Origin of the sequence: Nonomuraea sp. NPDC050536 (assembly GCF_044457685.1) — a bacterium.
GTDB lineage: Bacteria > Actinomycetota > Actinomycetes > Streptosporangiales > Streptosporangiaceae > Nonomuraea.
Map to the genome: position 1 here is coordinate 80,608 of NZ_JBITHD010000026.1, position 17,431 is coordinate 98,038.

Below are 17,431 nucleotides of genomic sequence, written 5' to 3' on the forward strand. Positions count from 1 at the left end.
TTGATTGTGATTATGGAAGCATGTCACGCAAGCAGGACATCACTCACACCGGGCGCGCAGACCACGCCCAGGCCGACCGCGAACGCGACGCGAGCGAACGACTTCTGCGCTTGGGCGCGGACGCGCTCGACGCCCGTCCGTGGCGCCCCTCGCCGGCCCCGCTGTCGGCGGTCGACCTCGTCCAGTTCGCCGTCTGGCGCAACGCCGACCTGGACCCGGAGGACGTCCTGAGCGCGCTGGCTCTCCTGCCCGCCGCCCGCGCCGAAGTCGAAGGACTCGAATCCGCCCTGCTGTTCACCGCCCGCAGCGTCGGGCTGACCTGGGCGCAGATGGCGAACACGATGGGATTCAACTCCCCCCAGGCGTGCCAGCAGCACTACAACCGCCTGACAGCGCGACAGGACGCCGACTCGTGACGCGCGACTCTCCGTTCGGCCTGCTGGTCCTGCACGCGGTGCGCATCCTCGGGTTCGCGGACACCCCGGTGATTGCGCAGCGGTACGGGCTCGACGCGGCCCAGACCGAAGAGCTGCTGCGCGACGCCGAGGCGCGCGGCTGGGTCGGGCACACCGCCTTCGCAGGCACCGGGGGCTGGTCGCTGACCGAACCGGGCCGAGCCGAGAACGAGCGCCAGCTCGCGGCCGAGCTCGCACGCGTCGGTGGCGCCGACGAGGTCCTGGATGTCTACCGCGAGTTCCTCCCGCTGAACACCCTCCTGCTACGGGCCTGTACCGACTGGCAACTCCGGCCCACCGCCGGCGACCGGCTCGCCGCCAACGACCACTGTGATCCCGCCTGGGACGCCAGGGTCCTCCGTGAGCTCGTCGACATCTCCCGCGCGCTCACGCCACTGGCCGACCGGCTCGGGAGCGTCCTGGCACGGTTGGGTGGTTACGACACCCGATTCATCGCAGCCCTGGCGCGCGCCCGAGCCGGGGAAAGCGCCTGGGTGGACCGCACCGACGTCGACTCCTGCCATCGCGTCTGGTTCCAGCTCCATGAAGACCTCATCGCCACGCTCGGTCTCGATCGGCACGCGCAACCTTGACCTGGTCGCAGGCGTACGCCCGGTGACGCCTGCGCGTCGCGCTTCCGGTGACCAGAGGCGCCCGGGGCCGTACCGGGGTTGAGGAAAGCGCCAACGGTTGTCCGCCGGCTCCTCAACCCCGCCTATGCCGGGCACCGCCATCCACAGCCGAAACCTCGGCCTCCGCCCCCACTGCTTGACGTGCGGTCTCCGGCGGACGCGGCCCGTTTCCGCCGTATTCCTGTGGCACCCCCATCAGGCGTGCACCTCCCCCGCGCTGGCCTGGCTGTGGTCGAGCTCGCCACCTTCGACGGTCACGTACGTCAGCTGCCGGTCCCCCTCTTCCCGCACGGGCACGGTGGCGGCCGCGTGCTGCAGCCGGCCCCGCGGATTGGGCGTGCAGACACGATGGTTTCTTGAAGGCTGACCGACCTCCTCCATGCCCCGGGCTAAGCCTGCTCGGCGGCTCGGGTCAGATCCTCCTCCGGCTCCTGTGGTCTGATCCGCAGGCGGCCCTGGGCTGCTCGGCGTTCGAGATTGCGCTGTTCCATCGTTGCCCAGCGGTCGGCGCGGGTCGGGTCGAGGGCTGTGCCATGGCCGACGTGGAGCCGGGTGGGCTTGAGGGCGAGCATCGCGCGGAGGCTGGCGAGGTTGGCGAGCGGGTCGTCGTGGAAGGGCGGGTTGGCGGGGCGGCCCTTGATCAGGCCCATGAAGGAGTTGGCGATGAGGTCGCCGGCCACCAGGTCGCCGTCGTCGGTAAGGACGGAGACGGAGCCGGCGGTGTGGCCGGGGGTGGGGACGATGCGGCCGTCGACACCGAAGTCCGCGAGGCCCGTCTCGCCGTGGACGAGGAGGTCGGGTTCGAAGGGTTCGGCCTGTTCGTGGAGCTTCGGGTTGCGGGCCATGAGCCGTCCCATCGGGCCGGTGGGCAGGTACGGTTCGCGGACCCGGCCGGTGCGGTAGGGGCCGAGGTCGGCGGCGTGCGCGGCGATCGGGGCGCCGGTGACGCGGCGCAGTTCGGCGGCGGAGCCGAAGTGGTCGATGTGGCCGTGGGTGACGACGATGAGGCGGACGTCCTCGGGATCCACGCCGTGGGCGGCGACCTGTTCGGTGATGCGCCGGCCGCTGCCGGGGGTTCCGGCGTCGACGATGATGGGGTGGCGGCCGAGCAGCAGGTAGGCGTTGACGGCGTGCCGGCCCAGGACGGGCATGGGGATGACCTTGGTGCGGGACAACGGGGTGCTCCTCAGGGGCGAGTGTGCGAGTGATGCGGTTCAGCGGGCGGTGGCATGCGGCCGAAACCGGCGCCGGTACTCGGCCGGGGTGGCGCCCAGGCGGCGGCGGAAGGCCCGGTGCAGGGTCTCCACCGAACCGAGTCCGCTGGCGGCCGCGATGTCGGGCAGGCCGCGGGCGGACTCCTCCAGCAGGCGGCGGGCCGCCTCGACCCGGACCGCCTCCAGGTAGTCGGCCGGGGTGCGGCCGGTGCAGTCGCGGAAGACCCGGGCGAAGTGGCGCACGCTCAGGTTCAGGCGGGCGGCCATGGTCTCGACCGGGATCCGCTCGGCGAGGTTGGCGTCGATCCAGCGGCGGAGTTCGTCGATGCGGTCGTCGGTGCTCGCCTGGAGGGAGAGCGGCACGCTGAACTGCGTCTGCCCGCCGGGGCGTTTGACGTACATGACCATGGCGCGGGCGGCGTCGAGGGCGATCGCCGGTCCGTGGTCCTCGGCCACCATGGCCAGGGCGAGGTCCAGGGCGGCGGTCACGCCCGCGCAGGTCCAGATCCGCCCGGCGCGGATGAAGATCGGCTCCGGGTCGACGTTGATATCCGGGTGGTGTGCGGCCAGTTGGTCGGCGGTGAGCCAGTGGGTGGTGGCAGGCAGGCCTGCGAGGAGTCCGGCCTCGGCGAGCAGGTGGACGCCCGCGCACACGCCGCCGACGCGCCGGGCAGCAGGCGCCGCTGTGACCAGCCAGCGGACGACCTCGGGGTCGACGACGGCCCGGTAGCGTTCGCCGACATGGTCCATGGCGCCGGCCACGAGGAGGGTGTCGACACCCGGGCCCACCTCGGCCAGCGACCGCGCGGCGACCAGGCTGATCCCGGCGGCGGTGGGCAGCGGGCCGGCCTGCGCGGCGGCGATCTCGACCCGGTAGGCGGGCGCGTCGCCGGCGACCAGGCGGGAGGCGACGGAGAAGACCTCCGCCGGGCCGGTCACCTCCAGCAACTCGACCCCGGGAAATGCGGCGATGACGACGGTGCGCGGTTCGGGCATACCCCGATCCTTCCGCCGCCCGGGCCGTGTCCGCAATGACCAGGTTCTGTCATATTCGGCCATCGGTCACCGGCCGGGGCGACCCGTCCGAACAGCGCGGCTCACGGGCGAAGGCGCGGCGGTTCGGGCAGTTCACCGCCGCGGGCCACCACGGTGATCGCCGCCAAGACGGTCGCCTGGAGCTGCTGGGCGTCCGCCCCGGCGCGGGAGCGCAGGGGTCGTACCTCGCGGCGGAGGCCCCACCAACCATGATCAATCTCACCGATAACCACGGTTCCCTTGATCCTCGAGGCTGTTGAGGCCCGACGCCCTCCCCACAGCACCGGACACTGTGATCGAAGCAGCCCGCCCCCGCTTACCGCTAACGGCTGCCCGATTGATCCCCGACGACGGACTTCTTGCAGGCCCGCCGGAAGCGCGTCTTGCGTCTTTAGCCAGCGAGGCCGGGGGCCTCGTGACTGATGGGCAATGCTGTGACGGCGGCCAGCGTCTCGTTCTGAGGCCGCTGATGCTTCATGCGTAGCCGCCGCCAGGCGGTGGTCCACGCCTGCAGGTCCTCTTCAGAACCGGAGCAAGCCCAGACGAAGGCCCGGACCAGCTTCTCGGGCGGCAGGTGGGAGGACTTCAGGGCTTCACACAATGTGCTGGCGCCGAACGCATTGCGAGCGCGTCGGACGATTTCCCGATAACTGGGCTCGCCCGCCCAGATTCGGTACTGCTTCAGCAGCTCCACGAACTCGGCGGGAGTTCGCGCAGACAGCGGATCTGGCTTCAGAACATAGCCTGGAAGGTCTGCTGGCGGCCCGAACGGCAATTCCGGCGGTCCGCTCGCCTCCGCCTGATTCAGCCGTTGACTGCTGAGGCTTCCAGCGATGTGGGACTCTATCGCCGCGGTTGTGGCAGCAGCACGAGCGGTCCCTGCCTCAGCCATCACGCGCTTGTACTGCTGCTCAGTAAGGTTGTACTGCTGCTCAGTAAGCCTCAGTCTCTTTTCCGCCTGCATGCGCCGGACATCGGCGTGCGTCAACTCTTCTTCGGCACGCACCCGTTGGGCGTCAGCCTGACCCAGTTCCTCTATCGCATCCCTGTACCGGACGTCGGCATGCACCAGGTCGTCTTCGGCACTCGCGCTACGAGCGTCGGCAGCTACCAGCTCTCCCTCCGCACGCGCAACCGCACTGTTTTCCCTGGCGTCCAGAGATCCGACTCTCGCATACACCTGGTCGGTTTCTTCCGCCAGGACCCGTACGGCACGTATTCGGTCCTTCTTGGCCGTGGTCAGAGCCAGTGCCGCCTGCTCGCGGTCTTCTTCGACCGTCGCCAGGAGCCGCGCGGCACGCTTGTGATGCTTCTCGGCGGCGGCCAGGGTTCCGAGCGCGCGCGTGCGGTCCTCTTCCGCCAACGCCAAGGTCTGCAACGCTTCTCGCAGCCGGAACAACGAGTTGTCGGCCGCTGCTTTCCCTGCCTGGCGCTGGGGCTCTTCACCGCCCTTGCGAACCACCATTCGCTTAGGTCGTCTTCGACCGGGGAAGGAGCTGCTGCGTGGCCTTGACCGCTACCGCCACAGTGCCCGCGATCAGCGCGAGCACTGCCTCCGGCTCATAGCCCAGACGTAGCAGTGTCACCGTGAACATGATGACGATGATCAGGATGACGACGCCGGCACCTGGGAAGCGGAAACGAACGGAGAACATCGAGGGAATCACCTACTTTTGAAGGTTCGACCACGGAAGGGCCCCGAAAAACCTTGTGATCCCGTCGGCGCCAACCGTCCGAAATCAGGGGCGTTTAACCAATGATGGCCTACGCCGCACGCCTGTTCGGCTCCATGCATGGAACCGGGGAAACGCTGGTGGGCGCGGATGTTCAGAGGCGTTCGCCACTGTTCGGTAGCGTTCAAAGTTGGACACCACTATTCGCGAACGTGCGAATATGCCACACACGCTACCGATGTCCATTTTGTCCCGCTTCAATGGAGGAAAGTTCGCCTGAGAGTTGGTGAACTTTTCGAAGGGGACTATCCGTCTCGACCACGGAACACCTCGACCTTGGGGGCCTGCTGCGCCAACAGTGGGCCCCTTCTCTATCGCGCCGAGTTCGAGCGCCGGTGAGGCCTTCGCGGCCGCCGCGGTGTTCGCCGTACCCGCTGGTCAGAGTGTCGCGCTGGGGGGACGGGGCGGTGACCACGTCTATTGACACTTGCGGTTGGTCCCGCGCGGTCGGCCATGACCCGGACGAGCCAGGCCCGGTCCGCGGCGGCGTCGACGGCCGGACCGTGGCCGCGGTCGCCAGCGTCGGCGTGCCGGTGCAGGACCTCGCGCTGGAACACGTCCTCGGGCTCGGTGATGCCGCTGGTCGGCACGGGGGGCGTCGTGGCGGCCGCCGAGGGCCTGGCCCTCGAGGGGTGCCACCGGAATACGGCGGACATGGGCCGCGTCGAGAGCCTGACCAGACAGAACGTGGGGACTGTCCCGTCTCTGTTCCGGCGTCTTCCCAGGTCAGCACCCGAGAGGCGGACGGTGTGCCAATGTCCTGTCTCAATTGAGCTGACGCAGTCTCAGTAGACCTGACGCATTCGCCGAGATGTGTCAGGTCAGATGAGACGAAGGTGGATGTCCGTTCTCACTGGTCCTTTCAGCGTCTCACTGTGTTGCGCGCAGATCTGGCGAATTCTCAGGCGGCGGCCTAGCTGACGGCCTGGTTCGCCTGGTTTGCGCCAGTCTGGGCTGATGTGAGCGTCATCGGAGTAGGCGTTTCTCATCAATGTCTGCCGAGGCCGAGGCGATCATGACCATGCCCGTCGCATGCACATGCAGAGTTCAGGGTGTTTGCGGGAGCGTGGACGCGATTTCGGTCGTGCCGATGAGTTTTGTGCGGATCCGTGGTCGATACGGCTGGACACACCGACAGCGGTGGGCCTGTGCTGGGAACGTCCAGCGCGGGAGGAAGCACATGGAGGCAGTGATGAGCGTCGACGACTCCAAGCAGAAGCACACCATCCGGACTGGCGAGCAGGGGACGCGGGTGAGCGGTCCCAGGGTGTTGGTGGCGGGGGCGAGCATCGCGGGACCCGCGCTGGCCCACTGGCTGCGCCGGCGTGGGGCCGAGGTGACCGTGGTGGAGCGGGCTCCTGAGCTGCGTCCCGGCGGGCAGGCGGTGGACGCACGAGGGGTCGCCAAGGAGGTCATCGGGCGGATGGGGCTGGACGCGGCGGTGCGCGCGGCGTGCACCGACACCGCCGGCGCGCACACCGTGGACGCGGACGGGCAAGTGCTGGAGACCTTCCGTGCCGACGACGACGGTGGCGACGGGTTCATCGCGGACATCGAGATCCTGCGCGGGGACCTGTCCCAGGTGCTCTACGACGACACCTGCGACGGCGTCGAGTACGTCTTCGGCGACCGAATCGCGGGGCTCGCCCAGGACGTGGACGGGGTCGACGTGGTCTTCGCGGACGGCGACCGGCGGCGTTTCGACCTGGTGGTCGGGGCCGACGGGTTGCACTCGGAGCTGAGAGCGATGGTCTTCGGGCCGCATGAGCGGTTCCTCCGCCATCTCGGGCACGTGCTGGCCTTCTACAGTGTGCCCAACGAGTTCGGGCTGGACTGCTGGCTGCTTGAGCACCAAGACCAGGAGTCCGGGCGCTCTGCCCTTCTGCGGCCCATCCAGGACGCCACCCGGGCGATGGCCATGTTCTCCTTCGCCTCGGCTGACTTCGACGTCGACTACCGTGACGTCGCGGCCCAGAAGGTCCTGCTGCGTGAGCGGATGGCGGGCCTGGGCTGGTTGACCCCGGACCTCCTCGCGCACCTGGACGACACCCCGGACTTCTACCTCGACGAGGTCGCCCAGGTGGTGATGGACCGCTGGTCGAGTGGACGGGTGGGGCTGCTCGGGGACGCGGCGTTCAGCTCCTCGCCGATGTCGGGGCAGGGCACCGGGCTGGCGCTGGTCGGCGCCTACCTGCTGGCCGGAGAGCTGGCCGCCGCCGGATGGGACCCCGACGCCGGGTTCGCCCGCTACGAGGCGCGGATGCGCTCGTTCGTCGAGGCCAACCAGGAGATCGGCCGGTTGAACGCCCGCAGCCGCGACCTCCCCGGCCCAGACGCCGAGCCGCGCCCCGATTTCGCCGGCGAATGGTTCACCGAGCTGGTCGGGCGCGCGATCAACGGCATCGAGCTGCCCGACTACGCGGGGGTGCCGGACTTCGGGGCACCGGCCGGATCGCCGATCACTTCGTCGGCCAAGCCGTAGGTGTCACATAACGTGTCGAGAGGGACCACGCTTCGGTGGGACACCGCCGGACGACCTCCGCTCATGCCGCGTAGTGCGCGTTGGAGCGCCCGTTCGGCGGCCACGCCACGTTCCGATGAGGCGGTGTTGACTCGGAAAACTGACAAGGTGGATGAGATTCCACCGCGCGGGGTCTCAGTGGTTCTGTCACTTGCCTGGTCGGCGCTCACCGGAACTGACAAGACCATTGGGACATCGACCCTGTGACGTCCAAGCCCATTGATTCCCAGCTGGATTGCTCGTGGTTCATGAACGGGTCGATGCCGGTGCGCGGCTCGGTGCGGCCGAACACCTTCGCGCGGTGGACGTCGTAGGCAGCCAGGTAGGCCAGAGCGCCGCCACGGCCGTAGGTGTGGTTGACGCGCATTGCCCTGGCCTGCCCGGGCGCGAGGGCGGGGTGGCAGCGGCAGCGGGCCTGGATGGAGGTCTTCTCGTCCGCGCTGATCACGTATTGGTCCGCGCCGAGCGGCTCGCCGTCGAAGGTGCGGGCATATAGGTCCAGGATGCGTTCGGCCTTGGTGCGGAAGTCGGGGTCCGTGATGAAGATCCAGGAGCGGTGCTGCTAGGGCTTGATCGCATCCTGGGCCGGCCAGGGACGCACGGTGGAGGCTGACACGAACGTGGCGATGCCCCGCTGCATGGTTTCGCGGGCCAGTTCCGGGGCCGACCAGCGGGACAGCGGCACCCCGGTTTCGGCGGGCAGTCGGCATGCCAGCGCGGTGACCTGGGAGGTTTGCAGCGCGGTGAATGCGCGCGGGCGACCGAGGCGCTTGCGGTCGGACAGAGCCGGCAGGCCCTGCTCGGCGAACCGGCCCCGCCAGGTGCGCACTGTGTCCAGGTGCAGGTCCGTCTCACGGGCGACGCGCGCGTTGGAGCGCCCGCGCGCCGCGTGCAGGACGACCTGCGCGCGCAAGCGCAACCGATACTCGGTCTTGTGCCCGTAGGCCATCTTCTTCAGCCGCTTGCGGTCGGCGCTATCGGGCGGGCCAGGACAACGGGCATGAGACGAGGGCCGATCGAGAGGTAGCCGGTAGTCGGACGGTTGTCCTGTCCGTTACTGCGCGCGAGTGGTCGGGCTTGCCGGGCCTGATCACGGCTGTTGGGTCAGGTCTCGGCGAGTCGTGCCTTCTTGACCTTGTTGCCGCAGGTGTTCATGGAACACCAACGGCGGTTGGCTCCGCGGCTGGTGTCAAGGAAGAGTCCCGCGCATCCGGGGCCTTCGCAGTTCTTGATGCGGCTGCGGTCGGGGCCCCCGAGGATGTGGATGGCATCTGTGGCCAGAACCCCGAGGGCGTCACCGACAGGGGTCGTCTCGGTCAGGTGCCATCCTGCGAGACCGCCTTCGAGCGCGGCCTTTGCGTGCCCAGCGGCCGCGACCGTGTTGAGAGTGCGGACATCCTTCGAATCGGGCTGTTCACCTGCGGCGATCGCCGACCCGATGCGGTAGATCACCTCGCGCAGCTCGACGGCGTCCTTCAGATCGGTCAGCGACACGTCCGTGGCGTCAAGCCCTGTCGCCTGCAGCCACATCTTCAGTCGTGCAGGGTCAGTCAGCCGCTCTCGCGGCGCCATGCCGGCTCGATCGCTGACGGTGGCAGTGAACCGGAACGCCAGGACCTCGTTGTCCATTCGGAACACACGACGTACGTCCTCGGTCATTCCAACCTCCGCAGTGAGCGACAACACCTTTCGAACCGTCTTAGCCAGTTCGACATGATGGTATCCCCCATGACATCGTAGAACTGCCTTAGGCGGTTCATAGAGAGGGTTCTCCGCATGAGCAACATCGCGGTCATCGGTCTGGGAGCAATGGGGCGGCCCATCGCACGCAACCTCTTGAGGGCCGGGTACGACGTCGTGGTGTGGAACCGCTCCGACAGGCCCGCGGACGAGCTTGTCGCGGCGGGTGCCCGGCGAGCCGCCTCGGTCGCCGAGGCCATGCACTCGCCGGTGGTCTTCTCGGTCCTGGCCGATGACCGGGCCGTCGCCGAGACGTTCATCGACTCCGGTGTTCTCGCTCAGGCCCCGGGCGGCACTGTTCACGTCAACCTCGCGACGGTGAGCGCCGACCTGGCTCGCCGGGCCGGCGCAGAGCACGCCGAGCATGGTGTCGGGTACGTCGCGGCACCAGTCTTCGGCCGTGTTCCGGTCGCCGAAGCCGGAGCACTCAACATCCTCGCGGCGGGCGAGCAGGGGCTGATCGACCGCGTGCAGCCGCTCTTCGACGTGATCGGCTCGCGGACCTGGCGACTCGGCGATCGTCCGGAGCAGGCCAACATCGTGAAGATCCTCGGGAACTACCTGATCGCCTGCGCGATCCAGTCGCTGGGCGAGGCTGTCAGCCTCGCGGAAGGCGCCGGTGTCGACTCGGGGCAGTTCGTCGAACTGCTGACCTCAACACTCTTCCCGGGAGCCGTCTACACCGGCTACGGGTCGATGATTGCCGAACGGCGCTACCAGCCGCCCGGATTCACTACAGTCCTGGGCCGCAAGGACCTCCACCTCGCGCTCGATGCAGCGAACGACCACGACATTCCGCTCCCGATCGGTGAACTCCTGCGGACTGTCTTCGATCAGGCCATCGCCGACGGTTGCGGGGCGGACGACTGGGCGGTCATCGCGGAACAGCAGCCGCGGTGACCGCCGTGGGCCAATCACCGTGGCCGCGGCCGGGCGATCGCGCCACGAGACAGCTCTTCGCGTTCTCTTGGTGCCGTTGACGCTGCTCGCGGGTGGGCTCATCGCCACCCCTGACAGCCGACGAGGCGACACGCACACCACTGGATGCGAAGTCAACCCCCGAAGGACTTCCGGAGCTGCTGGGGAAGACGAACCAGGACGCCGAGGAAGCGATATTCACCACGGCGCCGCCACCGTTCTCAGCCAAGACCGAGGCGAAAGCGCGGACAATGGACAAAGTTTCCCACGCCATCGTGGCGCGCACACCGTCGAGATCGCCGAGCAGGACGGCACCCCCGACGCCGGCGTTTGGGGGGACATGGCCCGCCCCATATCCGCTCAGCGCGGTCTCGACGTCGCAGGGGTGCGCGGTGATGGCCTTGCCGAGTTCAGCGCCGTCGTACATGGCCAGGTTGGCGCTCGGCCCAGGGCGCTGCGTTCAGCGGGTGGATCTCCTGGACGTGCTCGCCGGACATGTCCTCGAAGATCAAGTCTTTCGTGGCCATGTATTCCGCCATGTAGTCGCGCTGACCGTGGGTCATGACGGCCTGGACGCTGACCCAGTGCTCCAGGAGGGTGAACAGGTGCGGGTTGTTTCGATCCTGGAAGATGCGGATCTCCAGGCAGTCCGGGTTGGCACGGGTCGGGCCGGCGATCTTTTCCAGCGCCCGCTCGGCTGCCTCGATCTTGTCCGGCCGGGCCTGCAGCCGCACGGTGAAGACTATGGGCCCCGGGTACTCCTTCGGGGACGCGGCCTGCCTACGGTCTGCGGCCTCGTCCGGTTCGGGGACGGAGGAGAGGATGTCAGACACGGGTTCCCACTTTCACTGGCTGGACTGGCACTGGCTGCCGGTAGGTGATGGTGTGACGTCCGTTCGTGGCGACGTCACGCCGCTGACTCCTTGGCGGCTTCCGCGTTGAGCATCGCAGCGCGCAGCCGGATCCGGCCCGGCAGCAACTCCCCGGCTGCGCGGGCTTGCTCCAGCGCCACCGACCACCACGCCAGATCGTCGAGTACGACATCGAGTCCCACGTTCGTCAGGGGGCTCGTCGGCCGGCCGGCATCATCGAACGCGTCGTTGACGAACGGGATCACGACCGTGTTGCGAAGCGGCACGGCCTCTGTCTCCACCACGATCTGGGCGAGGTGCTCGATCGCCCGTATCCCGCCGCCGATGCCGGCGCTGTAGCCGACGACGGCGACCGGCTTGTTGCGGAACGCGTTGGACTGCCAGGCCGAGTCGATGGCGTTCTTCAGGACGCCCGGGAGGCTGTGGTTGTACTCGCCCGTCACGACGATATAGGCATCCGCGTCCTTGATCTTCCGGTTCCATGCCTTCACGATCGGCTCGGAGTACGTAGGGTCGTTGATGTCGCCGAGGGTGCCGAAGTGCTCGGAGAAGAACGGCAGCGGCCAGTCCCGCAGGTCCAGCACCTCGACATCGAAGCTTTCGTGGGCGGCGGCGACGGAGGCTACCCAGGGCGCCACCCGATCCGCCGTCCTGGTCGGGCGAGTGGTTCCCACGATGATCTTCAGCTTGGACATCCGCACCTCCGGGTTGCGATCAACAGATCGTGAATGTAGCGCCAATCATTGCAGAACACCAATCATTGGATAAACGCCGATCATTGCGGACAGAGATACGCTTGCAGAATGGAAAGCACGCGGACGACCTTCGAGGGCCTGTCCATGCCGCTGATTGCCCACCTTGCGCGCATGGGACGGCGTGCCGTCGACGCGTCGACCGAGCCCGGCGATCTTCGCCACCGGCAGGTCATCGCGCTCAACCTGCTGAGCCAACGCGGGGCCATGAGCCAGCAGGCACTCGGGGAGATGCTCGGCCTTGATCCAAGCAACGTCGTCGGACTCCTCAACGAACTCGAGGAGCGTGGGCTGACAATCCGCCGTCGCGACCCCGCCGACCGCCGACGGCACATCGTCGAACTCTCCGAAGGTGGCGAGACGGCACTAAAGGCGGCTCAGGCGCGACTCACGAGAGTTGAGGGCACGATTCTCCACGCGCTCAGCCCCAAGGAGCGCGCAACCCTTCACGAGCTGCTGTTGCGCGCGGTCGGCGCCGATCGCCCCGAGTCCGATGAGAGCGGTCCGCACCTCGCGTCGCCGCCTCAGTGCGATTGAGAAGCTGCTGGATTGCGCCGAGCCAGCACGGTCGCCGCGGTCTCCATCTCGACCCCAACCGGTTCGGGTAGGCGCACCGCGGCGTCCAGCCGTACGTCGGCCGCCACCCGAATGCCGGTGGCCAGGACAGCGGGGGGCAGGGCGTCGGCCGGGTCGGTGACGGTGGCGGCGGCCCGCACCGGGGGACGCAGTCGGCCCGGGCGGCTTACGAGCAGTGTCGCGATTTGAGGGCAGTTGATGGGGTTAATCCGAACGCACGTCTGCCTCAGATGCACCAAGATTAACAACTCTCAATGCCCTCAAACGAGCACTGATTGGAGCACTGTGCGTAAACGCACATCCACACTCGCCGCCGCCTTGCTGGCGCTGGCGACCGTTTTACCCGTTTCGATGTTCTCGACGGCCGAGGCCGCGACCACACCGGCGGACAAGAGCACCATCGCGTGGGCCCCTTGTGAGGAGGAGCCCAGCGCCGAGTGCGGCAAGCTGACGGTGCCGATCGACTGGTCCAAGCCCGACGGCGACAAGATCGACCTGGCCCTGGCCCGTCGCAAGGCGACGGATCCGTCGGCCCGCGTCGGTTCCCTGGTGATCAACCCGGGCGGTCCGGGCGGATCGGGCGTCGAGGCCGTGTACGGCGCGCCCGGCTCCTACACCGAGGAGCTCCAGAAGCGTTTCGACATCGTCGGTTTCGACCCGCGCGGGGTGGGCCGCAGCCATCCGGTGATCTGCTCGGCCTCGGTGTACAACCAGATGCCGCAGACCGTCATGCGCAGCCAGGCCGACTTCGCCGCGTGGGATGCCTTCACCAAGAAGCTGCACCCGGACTGTCGGGCCCGCACCGGCCCGCTGTACGACTTCGTGGACTCGCGTTCCGTCGCCCGCGACATGGACGCGCTGCGCGCCGCCCTCGGCGAGCAGAAGCTCACTTTCTACGGCATCTCGTACGGCACGCTGATGGGCCAGATGTACGCCGAGCTGTTCCCGAACAACATCCGCGCCCTGGCGCTGGACAGCAACATGGACCACAGCCTGGGCGCGGCGGGCTTCCTGGCGACCGAGGCGATCGCCGTCGAGGACGCCTTCGACCAGATGATCGGCTGGTGCGAGCAGGACGAGAGCTGCGTCCTGCACGGCAAGGACATCCGCAAGATGTGGAAGGACCTGCTGACCAAGGCCCGCAACGGCGAGCTGGACTACCCGCCCGGCTCGGGCAAGAAGATGACGGAGATCCAGGTCATCTACAACGCCGCGCTCGGGACCGAGGGGCCGGACTGGCGCACGCTCAGCGAGGTCATCAACTGGCTCAGCGGCGGCAAGGAGCCGTCATGGATCCCGCCGCTGCCGGGCCGGGGGCCCGTGCAGGGGGACACGGCCGAGCTGCCGACCCGGATCCTGTGCCAGGACTACAACCTCGGGGTGCGCAGCTACGCGGAGTACGCCGCGTACATGAAGGTCTCCAACGCGCTCGCCAAGGACGTGCGGTACCACCCGTACCCTTATGACGACCTGCCGATCTGCATGAACTCCAAGCCGGTGAACCCGCCGCACCGGCTGAAGTACACCGGTAGCGCCCCGATCCTGCTGGGGAGCTCGCTGCACGACCCGGCCACGCCGTACGTGTGGTCGGCGCACGTGACCCGCCAGCTCGGCTCGAAGGCGGTGCTGCTCACTTACGAGGGCTGGGGGCACCGCATCTACGGCAAGGACAAGTGCCAGACGGACATCATCGACGAGTACCTGATCTCGTTGAAGACGCCGCCGCCGGGCACCCGTTGCGCGGTGGGCACGTTCAAGGACGGCCTGCGCAAGAGCACGACGGAGCCGCGTGCCTGGCCGACGGACAAGCTGAACTGGGGCTGACCCCCTGAGGCCGCCGGACCACTTCCGTGGTCCGGCGGCTTTCGGTGAGCTATGAGGCACACTCATGATCGGCCGTTCCGAGTTCCGCCCGCGTGTACGACTACGTGCTGGGTGGCAAGGATCACCTCGCTATAGACCGGGCGGTGGCCGACCGGCTGCTGGCCGTAACGCCCGACACCAGGCTGGTGGCCCGGGCGAACCGCGTCTTCCTGATCAGGGCCGTGCGGCTGCTGGCCGAGCGGGGCGTCCGCCAGTTCATCGACCGACGGACTTTCCTAGAAGTACCCTCCCTGCCAGCCACTGCGGGCCAACACCAAGCCTGACGTCGACCAGCCCACACCACCGCGCTCAAGGCCATCGCCGCGACCTCCACAACCGCCGACCTCGCTGGCGACCCGGACCCTCCGCGGCCGCTGCTGCTGGAGTTCATCCCGGCCGCGGAGCGGACCCGCGCCGACTGCGTGCGGCACGCCGGATCCCCAGCCGCGGGTGTCGGTACACCTGTCCTGCCTGGTCGCGTTCCGGCGCCGGCATGGCCGCCCGCGGGATGGGGGTGTACGGGTTCGTACGGGAAACGTGACTCCATCCGGTCGACCCGGACACCCTGGTCCTACCGGGGTCACCACCCAGCTGATGGCCGGTCAGCGTCGCGCGGGTCGCGAGCGCGGCAAATCCGACCCGATCGACGCCCTGGCCGTTGCCCGGGTCGCACTGCGGGAGCCGGACCTGCCCGTCGCCCAGCTAAACGGCCCGTCACGGGAGGTGAAACTGCTGGCCGACTACCGCGATGACCTTGTCACCCAGCGCAAGGCATGACGGTGGAGGTGACGTCAGTGACGCGGACAGTGCAGTGCGGGGCGGCTCAAACCTGCGGATTATGAGTTTGCTTGATCGATGTCGGCCAGTGTCGCATGGTGGCGATTCCTACCACCGTGCTCAGGATTGCCCTCAGCGTCATGTCGGGGCGCGACGCGGTGTGCCGACCTGTGCCGCGTACACGCGAGCAATCCTTTACCCGCGGTTCCGCCCGGCTGGGCGCCCTGACGGCGCCGTCTGCACCCCTCACCGATCAGGGACGACCATGCCACGCACAGGGCAACCCGCGTAGGCGCTCCATCGCATACTGCCTACAACGCCAGGACTCCACGGGTCCTCCATGGGCTCGTACGCCGCTTGAGCTGCCTGGACGGAACTTCCAGCATGCGCAGTGTACCCGGCGCCGATCGCGCCAGTTAGGTTGTAGCACGGCTCGGCCTCGTAACCACGGATGGGAACGGTCACAGCATCGGCCCTTCTTCACATCTTCCAGATTCATCGGTCGCCCGCGCGTCCCGGAGGTAGACGGTGCGGGCGGTGGTGGACCGGATCGCGTCCTGGTCTGCGGGTGAGAGGCCGGCCAGCGAGGCGGTCAGGCGTTCGAGGCACGGCCTGTAGTCTGTGCTGCGTGTCGTGACCGGCCAGTCCGACCCGAGCATGAGCCGCCGCGGCCCGAACACCTCGATCGCGTGGACGATGGCGAAGGAGACCGGGTCGCCGGGCCGGTCAGAGGTGGGCGGCAGCCCGGAGAGTTTTGCGACCACGTTGGGGCACCGCGCCAGTGCGCCCAGGCCCCTCGCCCAGGAGCCCATCGTGCGCCTGCCCGCGGTAAGCGGCGGGTAGCCGATGTGATCGAGCACGAAGGTCGTTGACGGATGGCTCCGTGCCAGAGATCCGAGGCCGCGGAGTTCGGCGGGGGTGGCCAGAACGTCGAGCGGGAGCCCGCGTTCCGCGAGGAGGTCCAGGTTCGCACGCACCGCGCGGTCACCTGTGGTCGCCCGCCCCAGCAGCGCCGGATCTCGGACGCCGACCAGCGGCGGCGGGCCGCCGCCCTCGGCGTCCGCGGCGACGATCAGCGCAGGTCCGCGCCCGGTATCGGCCAGCGAGCGCTGCATCACGACCCCAGCGATGACGCTGCTCCGCCTCGCCGCGTCCAGCAGCCATCGCGTCTCGTCGGGAGACGGGCCGGCCTGGACGCAGATGCTCGCGCTGACGGCGGTGGCCGCCACGGCTCGGGAGAACTCGTCGGCGGTCGCGTGCCGCGGAAGGTCGCGTGCGTCCGCCGCGTCCAGCCAGGGCTGTGGATGGAGGCGGGCGTCCCAGAGGTGGTGGTGTGCGTCGATGACGGTCATGGCGTGGGAGCCCGCGGATCGAGCAGCCCCGATTCGCGCAGGTCCTGCCACAGCTCCGGTGGGATCGGCGTCCGCGCCATGGCGGCGTTCTCCGCCGCTTCCTCGGGCGAGGCGGCTCCGATGACGACGCTGTGGACGGCCGGGTGCGCCGGCGGCAGCTGGACGGCGGCGGCCTTGAGCGGCACGCCGTGCGCCGCGCAGTGCTCCCGCAACGCGACGGCCCTCTCCAGCACCACCTCGGGCGCGGAGGCGTAGTTGTACTTCGCGCCGGGTCGCGGGTCGGCGAGCAGCCCCGAGTTGTAGATCCCGCCGACGATGACGCCGACGCCGTGGTCCAGGCAGAGTGGCAGCAGGTCCCGCAGCGCGGGCTGTTCCAGCAGGGTGTACCGCCCCGCGATCAGGACGTAGTCGATGCCGGTGTCCGGGACGAACCGGCTGAGCAGCCCGCTGTCGTTCATGCCGACGCCGATGGCCCGGATCACCCCCGCGGCGCGCAGCGCCAGCAGTTCCGGAAGCGCCTCGTCGAGCGCGGGGCCGAGGTGGTCGTCGGGATCGTGGATGTGGACGAGGTCCACGGCATCCACGCCGAGCCGGTCCAGGCTCGCCGCGAGTGAGGCCGCGACCCCCTTCGCGGAGAAGTCGGGACGCGCCGCGCCGTCGTCGTCGAGCAGCCAGCCGACCTTCGTGGAGATGACTATCTCTGTCCTGTCGGCGTCGCGCAGCGCCCGGCCCAGGCGATGCTCGGCCAGTCCGGCGCCGTAACGGGGGGCCACATCGAACAGCCTGATGCCGAGGTCGAGGGCGCGGTGCACCGTGGCCAGCGCGTGCGCATCGGTGAGCCGCTCGTACAGGTCGCCGATCGGCGCGCAGCCGAGGCCGAAGGCCGGCAGGTCAAGGGTGTTGGGCCGTTGTGGCGGGCCGAGGCTCGTCACCGTGTCTCCTCGTCAGGGGCGGGCTGGAACGTGCGCGGTGGGCGGGGAGGCCGCCGGCT

Annotated in this window: 19 protein-coding genes and 2 pseudogenes; 8 read left to right on the top strand and 13 right to left on the bottom strand. The window is 68.7% G+C overall.

The window, feature by feature from the left end:
* Window positions 1-20: 20 nt before the first annotated feature.
* Complete coding sequence (locus ACIBHX_RS45225; protein WP_397074286.1) at window positions 21-416, top strand: DNA-binding protein; 396 nt, start codon at window positions 21-23, stop codon at window positions 414-416.
* Complete coding sequence (locus ACIBHX_RS45230) at window positions 413-1,048, top strand: transcriptional regulator (RefSeq protein ID WP_397074288.1); 636 nt, start codon at window positions 413-415, stop codon at window positions 1,046-1,048. The genes ACIBHX_RS45225 and ACIBHX_RS45230 overlap by 4 nt, the downstream gene beginning before the upstream one ends.
* Before the next feature lie 234 nt (window positions 1,049-1,282).
* On the opposite strand, the gene ACIBHX_RS45235 is transcribed toward ACIBHX_RS45230, so the two are convergent.
* The 5 genes from ACIBHX_RS45235 to ACIBHX_RS45255 form a co-directional block, all read right to left on the bottom strand.
* The gene (locus ACIBHX_RS45235) at window positions 1,283-1,468 is read right to left on the bottom strand and encodes a hypothetical protein (RefSeq protein WP_397074290.1); all 186 of its coding nucleotides are present in this window, start codon (window positions 1,466-1,468) and stop codon (window positions 1,283-1,285) included.
* Window positions 1,469-1,476: 8 nt separating this feature from the next.
* The gene (locus tag ACIBHX_RS45240; RefSeq protein WP_397074292.1) at window positions 1,477-2,262 is read right to left on the bottom strand and encodes an MBL fold metallo-hydrolase; all 786 of its coding nucleotides are present in this window, start codon (window positions 2,260-2,262) and stop codon (window positions 1,477-1,479) included.
* Between the two features lie 39 nt (window positions 2,263-2,301).
* Window positions 2,302-3,297 (bottom strand): GlxA family transcriptional regulator, encoded by a 996-nt coding sequence (locus tag ACIBHX_RS45245; RefSeq protein WP_397074293.1) that lies wholly within the window; start codon window positions 3,295-3,297, stop codon window positions 2,302-2,304.
* A gap of 430 nt (window positions 3,298-3,727) precedes the next feature.
* Window positions 3,728-4,801 carry a hypothetical protein gene (locus tag ACIBHX_RS45250; protein ID WP_397074295.1) on the bottom strand — a complete coding sequence of 358 codons (1,074 nt, stop codon included), beginning with the start codon at window positions 4,799-4,801 and terminating at the stop codon, window positions 3,728-3,730.
* Window positions 4,802-4,805: 4 nt separating this feature from the next.
* Window positions 4,806-4,991: a hypothetical protein gene (locus ACIBHX_RS45255; RefSeq protein ID WP_397074296.1), complete on the bottom strand. Its 186-nt coding sequence runs from the start codon at window positions 4,989-4,991 to the stop codon at window positions 4,806-4,808.
* A gap of 1,270 nt (window positions 4,992-6,261) precedes the next feature.
* Between ACIBHX_RS45255 and ACIBHX_RS45260 the strand changes: the two genes are divergently transcribed.
* A complete protein-coding gene (locus tag ACIBHX_RS45260) occupies window positions 6,262-7,551 on the top strand; it encodes an FAD-dependent monooxygenase (RefSeq protein WP_397074297.1) in 1,290 nt (429 codons plus the stop codon).
* 205 nt (window positions 7,552-7,756) lie between these two features.
* Here the strand turns inward: ACIBHX_RS45260 and ACIBHX_RS45265 are convergent, their stop codons facing one another.
* The 3 genes from ACIBHX_RS45265 to ACIBHX_RS45275 form a co-directional block, all read right to left on the bottom strand.
* Window positions 7,757-8,038, bottom strand: coding sequence for a hypothetical protein (locus ACIBHX_RS45265; protein ID WP_397074299.1), 282 nt, complete (start codon window positions 8,036-8,038; stop codon window positions 7,757-7,759).
* A gap of 114 nt (window positions 8,039-8,152) precedes the next feature.
* A complete protein-coding gene (locus ACIBHX_RS45270; RefSeq protein WP_397074301.1) occupies window positions 8,153-8,539 on the bottom strand; it encodes a helix-turn-helix domain-containing protein in 387 nt (128 codons plus the stop codon).
* A 155-nt stretch (window positions 8,540-8,694) separates the two neighbouring features.
* A complete protein-coding gene (locus tag ACIBHX_RS45275) occupies window positions 8,695-9,249 on the bottom strand; it encodes a CGNR zinc finger domain-containing protein (RefSeq protein ID WP_397074302.1) in 555 nt (184 codons plus the stop codon).
* Window positions 9,250-9,366: 117 nt separating this feature from the next.
* Between ACIBHX_RS45275 and ACIBHX_RS45280 the strand changes: the two genes are divergently transcribed.
* Window positions 9,367-10,230, top strand: a complete 864-nt coding sequence (locus tag ACIBHX_RS45280; protein WP_397074304.1) for an NAD(P)-dependent oxidoreductase — start codon at window positions 9,367-9,369, stop codon at window positions 10,228-10,230.
* Between the two features lie 428 nt (window positions 10,231-10,658).
* On the opposite strand, the gene ACIBHX_RS45285 is transcribed toward ACIBHX_RS45280, so the two are convergent.
* Window positions 10,659-10,982: a putative quinol monooxygenase gene (locus ACIBHX_RS45285; RefSeq protein WP_397074306.1), complete on the bottom strand. Its 324-nt coding sequence runs from the start codon at window positions 10,980-10,982 to the stop codon at window positions 10,659-10,661.
* A gap of 173 nt (window positions 10,983-11,155) precedes the next feature.
* Entirely contained in the window at window positions 11,156-11,815 is a 660-nt protein-coding gene (locus tag ACIBHX_RS45290) for an NADPH-dependent FMN reductase (protein WP_397074308.1), read from the bottom strand.
* 108 nt (window positions 11,816-11,923) lie between these two features.
* Between ACIBHX_RS45290 and ACIBHX_RS45295 the strand changes: the two genes are divergently transcribed.
* Window positions 11,924-12,409: a MarR family winged helix-turn-helix transcriptional regulator gene (locus tag ACIBHX_RS45295; protein WP_397074309.1), complete on the top strand. Its 486-nt coding sequence runs from the start codon at window positions 11,924-11,926 to the stop codon at window positions 12,407-12,409.
* On the opposite strand, the gene ACIBHX_RS45300 is transcribed toward ACIBHX_RS45295, so the two are convergent.
* Complete coding sequence (locus ACIBHX_RS45300) at window positions 12,397-12,588, bottom strand: hypothetical protein (protein ID WP_397074310.1); 192 nt, start codon at window positions 12,586-12,588, stop codon at window positions 12,397-12,399. The genes ACIBHX_RS45295 and ACIBHX_RS45300 overlap by 13 nt on opposite strands.
* A gap of 145 nt (window positions 12,589-12,733) precedes the next feature.
* On the opposite strand from ACIBHX_RS45300, the gene ACIBHX_RS45305 reads away from it, so the two are divergent.
* The 3 genes and pseudogenes from ACIBHX_RS45305 to ACIBHX_RS45315 form a co-directional block, all read left to right on the top strand.
* Complete coding sequence (locus ACIBHX_RS45305; RefSeq protein WP_397074312.1) at window positions 12,734-14,272, top strand: alpha/beta hydrolase; 1,539 nt, start codon at window positions 12,734-12,736, stop codon at window positions 14,270-14,272.
* Window positions 14,273-14,355: 83 nt separating this feature from the next.
* Window positions 14,356-14,595: pseudogene (locus tag ACIBHX_RS45310) on the top strand (SAM-dependent methyltransferase); the annotation flags it as partial.
* Window positions 14,596-14,890: 295 nt separating this feature from the next.
* Window positions 14,891-15,079: pseudogene (locus tag ACIBHX_RS45315) on the top strand (IS110 family transposase); the annotation flags it as partial.
* Between the two features lie 470 nt (window positions 15,080-15,549).
* Here ACIBHX_RS45315 and ACIBHX_RS45320 read toward each other — a convergent pair.
* Window positions 15,550-16,440 carry an amidohydrolase family protein gene (locus tag ACIBHX_RS45320; RefSeq protein WP_397074314.1) on the bottom strand — a complete coding sequence of 297 codons (891 nt, stop codon included), beginning with the start codon at window positions 16,438-16,440 and terminating at the stop codon, window positions 15,550-15,552.
* Window positions 16,437-17,372: an aldo/keto reductase gene (locus ACIBHX_RS45325; protein ID WP_397074316.1), complete on the bottom strand. Its 936-nt coding sequence runs from the start codon at window positions 17,370-17,372 to the stop codon at window positions 16,437-16,439. Before ACIBHX_RS45325 ends, ACIBHX_RS45320 begins: the two co-directional genes overlap by 4 nt.
* Between the last annotated feature and the right edge of the window lie 59 nt (window positions 17,373-17,431).